At 32.4% G+C, this 7,748-nt stretch carries 6 protein-coding genes and 2 pseudogenes; 5 read left to right on the top strand and 3 right to left on the bottom strand.

Going from position 1 to position 7,748, the window contains the following annotated elements; translation table 11 throughout:
• Window positions 1-435 precede the first annotated feature (435 nt).
• Both H9636_RS18570 and H9636_RS18575 read left to right on the top strand, forming a co-directional pair.
• Window positions 436-522 (top strand): annotated as a pseudogene (locus H9636_RS18570) (transcriptional regulator); the annotation flags it as partial.
• A 113-nt stretch (window positions 523-635) separates the two neighbouring features.
• Window positions 636-1,688: pseudogene (locus H9636_RS18575) on the top strand (flavin-containing monooxygenase).
• 206 nt (window positions 1,689-1,894) lie between these two features.
• Here H9636_RS18575 and H9636_RS18580 read toward each other — a convergent pair.
• Window positions 1,895-2,773: a helix-turn-helix transcriptional regulator gene (locus H9636_RS18580; protein WP_263604302.1), complete on the bottom strand. Its 879-nt coding sequence runs from the start codon at window positions 2,771-2,773 to the stop codon at window positions 1,895-1,897.
• A 114-nt stretch (window positions 2,774-2,887) separates the two neighbouring features.
• Here H9636_RS18580 and H9636_RS18585 point away from each other — a divergent pair, with 114 nt between their 5' ends.
• Together H9636_RS18585 and H9636_RS18590 are read left to right on the top strand one after the other, a co-directional pair.
• Complete coding sequence (locus tag H9636_RS18585) at window positions 2,888-3,343, top strand: VOC family protein (protein WP_191709044.1); 456 nt, start codon at window positions 2,888-2,890, stop codon at window positions 3,341-3,343.
• 381 nt (window positions 3,344-3,724) lie between these two features.
• Window positions 3,725-4,474: an SAM-dependent methyltransferase gene (locus tag H9636_RS18590; RefSeq protein ID WP_191709045.1), complete on the top strand. Its 750-nt coding sequence runs from the start codon at window positions 3,725-3,727 to the stop codon at window positions 4,472-4,474.
• Between the two features lie 401 nt (window positions 4,475-4,875).
• On the opposite strand, the gene H9636_RS18595 is transcribed toward H9636_RS18590, so the two are convergent.
• Window positions 4,876-5,220, bottom strand: coding sequence for an SgcJ/EcaC family oxidoreductase (locus H9636_RS18595; protein ID WP_225230338.1), 345 nt, complete (start codon window positions 5,218-5,220; stop codon window positions 4,876-4,878).
• Window positions 5,195-5,809 (bottom strand): PadR family transcriptional regulator, encoded by a 615-nt coding sequence (locus H9636_RS18600; protein ID WP_191709046.1) that lies wholly within the window; start codon window positions 5,807-5,809, stop codon window positions 5,195-5,197. The genes H9636_RS18595 and H9636_RS18600 overlap by 26 nt, the downstream gene beginning before the upstream one ends.
• A gap of 1,359 nt (window positions 5,810-7,168) precedes the next feature.
• Here H9636_RS18600 and H9636_RS18605 point away from each other — a divergent pair.
• Window positions 7,169-7,636 carry a hypothetical protein gene (locus tag H9636_RS18605; RefSeq protein WP_191709047.1) on the top strand — a complete coding sequence of 156 codons (468 nt, stop codon included), beginning with the start codon at window positions 7,169-7,171 and terminating at the stop codon, window positions 7,634-7,636.
• Window positions 7,637-7,748: the final 112 nt, after the last annotated feature.

The following is a 7,748-nucleotide window of genomic DNA, read 5'->3' on the forward strand; positions in this document are numbered from 1 at the left end:
GCCATCTAATCGCCGCTTAAAATAGGTGGCGAACTCCCTTTTAATTAAACTGTCTACTTTATAGGGTTCAGTTCAATTCACGGTGCAGTCGCTTTTCTCTATTTCAAGGAATGAACACCCCAACGAATCGTGAAAAATTGAATACTCCCATAGTACAGTCCTTGTAAAGAGATTATAAAATAAGTTTGAAGTGATTTAATTTTATTTAACAATCGGGCTAGATTGTTGAATAAGACCTTTATAGAAATCTGGTTATTTTGTAACACAAAATGATAGTGTGTAATAAACAAAGCTACTTATTTGAATAAGTAATGAAAGTAGGAAATGGAAAAATCCATTTCTTTTTTTATTTTCATTCAAACGTTCGTTTGAATATTCCTTTGAAATGGGGTATATTTCATTCAAATGAACATTTGAATGAAATAGGTACTCTTAATGAGTACAAAAGATACTTGTGAAATTTATTGTTATAACGAAGATAAAGTCAATCGAATTCAAAGTGAAATACAAAAAGAAGATGTAAAAGAATAAATCTAGATTAAAAGGGATAGATAAACTATCCATTTTGATCAACAAAAAATAACATCTAGAATTTACAAACATGTCTATTATAAAAATTAAGGAGCTAAAAATTTATGTATGACACGATTGTAATTGGAGCTGGACAAGCTGGTCTTGCTACTGCCTTTTATTTAAAAAAAATTAAACACAACTTTTTAATCTTAGATAAAGGAAAAGAAGTTGGAGAAAGTTGGAAGAATCGATATGATTCTTTAGTTTTGTTTACTCCACGAATGTATAATGCTTTACCTGGCTTAACACTTGAAGGTGAAAGCCATGGGTTCCCGACGAAAGATGAAGTAGTTAAGTATTTGAAACAATATGTAAAAGAATTTGAGCTTCCTATACAGTTTCTAACTGAAGTAGTTAAAATGCATCATCAAGAAGGTATATTTACTGTAGAAACTAATCAAGGTATATTTCAATCCAAACAAGTAATAATTGCATCTGGGGCATTTCAATCTCCAAGAATTCCATCCTTTGCAAGTAACATATCAAAGGATGTTTATCAGATTCATTCTACACAATATAAAAATCCTAGTCAGTTAAAAGAGGGAAATGTGCTTGTTGTAGGTGGTGGTAATAGTGGCGCTCAAATTGCAGTTGAATTATCGAAGGAAAGAGAAACACTTTTTGCAATAAGTAAAAAGATAACCTATTTGCCTTTAGTTATAAAGAAAAAAAGTATCTTCTGGTGGTTTGATAAGTTTGGAATACTTAAAGTAAATTCAAATTCTTTTTTTGGAAAAGCAATTCAGAAAAAAGGTGATCCAATCTTTGGGTATGAATTGAAAGAAGCACTTTAGAGAAAAGAGATTACACTAAAACCAAGGGTGATTAATGGAATACATAACGAAATAACCTTTGAAGATGACACAACGATAAAGGTGCAGAATATCATCTGGGCAACTGGTTTCCAATCGAATTATCCTTGGTTAGAAATTGACGATTTGTTTACTGCAGATGGGAAAATCATTCATCATCGTGGTGTAACGAATGTAAAAGGACTTTATTTTATTGGTTTACCATGGCAGCATCGTCGTGGTTCAGCTCTTTTACAAGGTGTTGGGTTTGATGCAGAATTTATAATCAATCATCTCAATGAATTAACGGTGCTAGGTAAGTGATATTATATTACACACAACCTCACCTGAATTTCAACAAGATATCCAGAATATTTAATGGTGTTGTTCAATTATAAAGCCAAAGAGGAACAATTATATCGAACTACATTCATTTTCAGAACTATATAAAAGGATTAGAATTGATACAATATAAAGTTATGGAAATATCCTGATACTTATTGAGCATAGCAGTAACCATGGAAAAACTATTAACATTTTATTTTGTAAAGTTCCACAGCGCCCTCCAAAAATTTTACATATTTTGTAATAAAACTTTTTGGCTTTATAATCTTAACTTTATTACCAAATCCGGCTAAAAATTGATAGGCATATTGATTCTCAGGTAATTCAATTGTTGTAAGGTAACTTCTTGCAGATTCTTTTATAACGGCATTTTTTCCGTATCTTTCGATAAATTGATCTCTTACAGCAATATCTATCGATAGCTGTACATTAACCAAATTCTTTTTTTCAATTTGTTGTTTTTCATCTTTAAATTTCTGATCAGTCCTTGGAACAAAAAAACCGTCTTTTTGAATATTTAACATCCTCGACAACTTAAATGTTCGATAGTCTTTCCGTTCTAAACTGTAACCAAAAAGATACCAATGCATCTCCCTAAAATGTACCTTATATGGTTCTACGAGTCTGTATGTTTTGTTTCCTATTTGATCCACATATTCAAATTTTAATAACCAATTGTTCTCAATTGCTTGCCTGATAAATAAAATTTCTTCATTGATTTGTCTTCTCCCCGGCCAATCATAGAAAGTTAAATCAAGTGTTGGAGAAATATCTGCACTGGTCATTCCTTTGATTTTTTGAATAGTCGTTCGAATCTCTTGATCGGTAATGAGTCCCTCAAAGCCACCTAAAGCTATAAGTATATTTTCAATATCATTGTGATTTAGTAATCGTTTATCGAATTTATACTCTTCCATTAGAGCATATCCCCCTTCAGCACCATATACCGCATAAATAGGGATGTTTGTATAACTTAATGTCTCCATATCACGTTGAATCGTTCGTTTCGTTACATGAAAAAGTTGGCTAAATTCTGATGCCGAAACAACTTCTTTTTGTAACAAATTCATCACTATGAGATAAGTCGCTCAATTTTTTTCATATTTCCCTCCAATATACGACATACATATGTCGCCTATGTCCCATTATACTTCAAATATGAAAAGGAGGAATAAAATATGAAAGCAATAACTTATCTACAATTTGAAGGAAGAGCAGAAGAAGCATTGTCCTTTTATGAAAAGGCATTATCAGCAACTAGCGTAAAAATGGTGAGATTTGGTGCCATTGGTCAAGATCCAAATGTCCCATTAACGGAAGAAGAACAAAACATGATTATGGAATCTCGTATTGAATTTTCAGGGAATATTTTAATGATCTCTGATGTTCCGCCTTTTATGGAAGCTGTGACAGGTAAAGTCACAAAAGGGAATACGGTCTTAATCAGTATTATTGATGCTGATTCAAAAATGAATAAGCAAATTTTCGAAGGGCTTTCAGAAGATGGGACTGTGATTATGCCGATATCCTCTACGCCATGGTCAGAAAGTTTTGGAATGTTAGTCGATAAATTCGGGATAATGTGGAAGTTTAATAGTGAGGCAAGTAAATTTCTAGATGGTTTTGTAGATTAATCTTGTATTATTATGAGGGGTCTTTTCAACATTTTGACGGAACATCCTGACTAAAAATATAGATTGTATTAGACTCTGAGATTTCTATATGATTGGACTTTCAGGCCATGTTTTATTTTTAAGATTGTATGGACGACATTCATTTAGAAAGAGTGATCTACATAGTTAAGGATTTAGTAGGAAGTACAGTAATTCTTGTACCTTTGACTTACGTGCATTTTTTCAGTAGAAGTATAATAGTTTATAGTTATTCAACAATAGAGCGCGCTTTCCTTGATTAAGGAAAGTGCTTTATTAAATTAAAGGGCCAGATAATTGAGTAAGCTTCCCCTTACTTTTACAATATGATAGAGGGAAATAAAATAAGTCTCTGGAGGTAATATGGATAGAAACAGATTTTCTGCAATAGCACATCAAAACCATACATTTTATAATCCGATTAATCCAACAAAGATAGACAAAGTTATTGAGTTACTTGAATTAACAGGTAATGATAAAGTAATTGATATAGGTGCTGGGAAAGGTGAAATTCTTCTTCGGATTATTGAAAGGTACAGATCTAAATGTATTGCTATCGAGAAATATAGTGATTTCACAGAACAACTTCAAGTAAATGCTAAAAATAGAGGGCTCTTAAAAAATATTGAAATCATTACAGAAGATGCTAAAGTAGCAATTAATACAATAAATGAGCAGTTTGATGTAGCGATTTGTATTGGTTCAACTCACGCATTAGGCGGACTGCATGAAACGTTGGGTATGCTTAGGAAGTGTGTAAAAAAGGGTGGATATATACTCATTGGTGAAGGCTACTGGAAGCAGCAGCCAAGTAAAGAATATTTAGAGGCGCTCGGAGGAGCGGAAGAATCCGAATTACGAAGCCACTTTGAGAATGTGATGGTTGGCGAAAAACTTGGCCTAATTCCACTCTGGTCTTATACTACTAACGACGATGAATGGGATGAATATGAGTGGCTTTATGCTATGTCCATTGAGAATTATTGCTACGAACATCCTGATGATCCAGATCGCGATGCGATGTTGCAAAAGATTCGGAAGTGGAGAAGTACATATCTGAAATGGGGCAGAGATACCCTTGGATTTGGGATATATCTTTTTAGGAATATGTAAACTTCAATTAAACCATGGGCGCTTTCCTTGAATTAATCTGCACCACAAATGATAGACACAAATCTAAAATTTTAATGGTGCAGATTAGAGTAAGGCATGCGTCTTTCTCAAGTAGCAATTAAGTCGCTTAAAATCCTCCTTTAACTAACGGGGCAGGTTGATTAAAGAAGAAATTTGCTTTTATTTCTTGAATTTCTAATTTAATCGTAAAATTAGAGAAGGGAGCGAGATTATTGTGATGATAAAATAAGGTAGCCAGAAGATTACTGTATATCTTCTGCAAATTGTAATTTTTTATCTATCCTTTTTCCCTTTTTTCATAAACCATTTGATTAAAAAGTTTGGTTCTTTAATCCGACAATTGTGAAAGGAAGTAATCTTCCATTCCCCATTTTGTTTGACTAATACATTCGTATTAATGGACTCTCTTTTCTCCGAATATTTTTTTGGCTTGGCATTTTCGTATTTCCTATACAGTGAACAATAGCTAGTTCAGCATTGAGGAAACGAATACTCGTAATCCGTCCTTGCATTTGCGAACCTTTTAATACACCATTAAATAAATCTTGATGTGAATTCTCCACTTCTTTCTTGCCTTTTAGATGCTGTCCGAAAAAAGTGATATAGTCTACATCTTCTGTAAAGCAATTCGCGAATGCTCTTCCATCTCCATGGCTCCATGCAGAAAACAATTCATTAAACAAGATGTTTATATCTTCTTTATCTTTTTCCCATTCTTGTGTCATTTGAATGATCCTTTCTCTTATCATTTTTTATACTCATCACAATCTGTTCCTTAAGATGAGTTGCCCATTGTCTTTCCAGACTCCACTGCTCTGTATTTAGACGCATCAAACTCTCGATGGCCGAATAAAATGGGGTACCTTGTATGGACTTCACTTGCTCAGGATTTTCATCAAATTCTAATTGCTGCGTCTTGATATGCTCAATTGCTGATTGGCAATATTTTATATAGTGATTGACCAAATAGAGTTGATTTTCTTCGCTTAAGAACTCTAGGTAGATAGCCTTTATGTGGAAAATTTTCTGGTAATTCCCAATATTTTTTTTAGTATCCATCATCAACTCAAAAAAACGATCTTTACCCTTATCAGTTATTTCGAAAGTACGAGATGGTCGTTCAGTCGGAAAAGGGACGGTGGCTGGATCAGCCTCTTGAATGAAACCAGCTTTATCCAATTTATTTAACAAAGTTGAAAGCGTTCCTCTGCTCACTTGTTCCCACGGGCCAATAGTGTCATTAGATATTTTTGAGATAAGATAAGCATGTAATGGAAATTTCATTAATAACGAAAGGACAAGAAGTTCATACATCCATCATCATTCTCCTTTTTATTAGTTTTATTAAAATGGTTTTTTTAAAACTATATGTTGTTTTTTATTTTTTGTCAATAAATAATTTTTGAAATATTCAACAATCGGGAGCGCTTGTTGAACAACACTCTGAGGAAATGATTAACCTTTTTTATAAAATTCTTATACTTAACTAAAATGAAAACCTCCATTTTGATCAACTTTTTCAAAATGGAGGCTTATGCTTTATTGTAAAATTTTTTGATCAATACAAGGTGGTTCATTCGTGAATTTACTTTTTTAGGTGGAACTGGAGAGTTGGAGGTCAAACAGTTTCTGATGGTCTACATGATAGACATCATGTTACTGTACTAGCGCGCACTCGAGAGAAGATTCCAATTATGCCTTTCTTTCTGAATAGGAACAGTTTGTTGAAGATCAACAAAGTTTTCTAAAAATACATGCGTGTTCATAAAGGAATAGATTTAATCCTATGGGGAAAACCTAAAAAAAAATAAGGAGCTTCTAAAATGTTAAATACATTTATACTGTGGTTTGTATTGATTGTCCCATGGGTTTCTCTATTCTTTTTAGAAAAAGTAGTGGTTAAACGATATATGCCTGTTGCTATTTTTGCTTCGCTGTTGGTCACGTTACAAAACGAACTTTCTTATACATTTAATTTGGTGGATTGTAAAAGAAACGATAGTTCCATGGGTAATAACCTATGTTCCTTTTGTTTATGGACCATTTCTAGTCGGTACTATTTGGATTTTTCATTTTACGTTCGGACACTTTTGGCGCTATCTTCTTGTCAACATAATAGTCGATTTTGTTTTTGCTTTTCCATTGAATAATTTATTTAATCGATTAGATCTTTACGAACTAGTTAATTATACAAGTTGGGATATCCTTTTCACCTTTGTTGCTCTTTCAGTAGTTATTTATTTGTACCAATTATGGCAACAAGACATGTTTAAACATGATAAGGAGAAATGAAAATTTCTATCCGACAGCTTCATATTGAAACAGGATCACTTTTATTAGTTTAGGAGTGAAGTGGTTTTAGACAAAAATAATAACAGAGGATTTTTAATACACCTAGCTTCAATAAAGTCAAAAATATTATTTAATGAACATTCCATAACGGGTACAATTCTGCAACAAGAATTGTGCTTTTTTCTTGATTAATAGAGCAATATTATTGAATAACATTCATAAATGAAATTTGACTAAAGGAGGGTTTGGGGGGTGTATTTTGCCACAAATTGGATATATAACCATAATATCTTTATAATTCTTAGGGTGGACATTTCTGCTAAATATGGATAAATTAATTCGTAATATCTACGTTACTTCAATGTTAAGGAGAATATTTAAATGAAATATTTTATTGATGATGACCATTGGGATGTAATTGGTTATGCAGAGCAATTAAAAAAACTATTACCTCGATTCAATCAAGAAACGGCAAATTTTTTAAAAAAGTACTCATTTCATGATGGCAAAGTAGTTTCGGTAAGAATTTTAAATCAAGAAAATGGAAAAACTAAAGATCCTACAACAATTAATATGGTTATTGAGCAATATGCTGAAAATGGCGGTACATACGAAATACAATGGTTAAATGTTCGTAAGTTTTTCATGGATTATGATATTACTAGAAATGTTTATGGTAACAAACCAAATGAAATTGTCTTTGGTGGCAGACATGGACTTGATCAGTGGGGATACGATGAAATTATTCCTTTAAGTAAAAAGAAATTACAACATGAAATCTTTTTATTTTCGCAGACCAAAATAATTATCCATTGCTCAAATATTAAAATCAGAAAGTTGAAGGCTTAGAAAAAAGTAAAATAATATAAAGGGGGATTCTATTCTTCCACAAAACCAGCTAATAGTTGTCAAGATTTTTCAATAAAAATATTAAAACCTACATGCTATACTAAAAAAAGGG

Origin of the sequence: Ureibacillus galli (assembly GCF_014836845.1) — a bacterium.
Classification (GTDB): domain Bacteria; phylum Bacillota; class Bacilli; order Bacillales_A; family Planococcaceae; genus Ureibacillus; species Ureibacillus galli.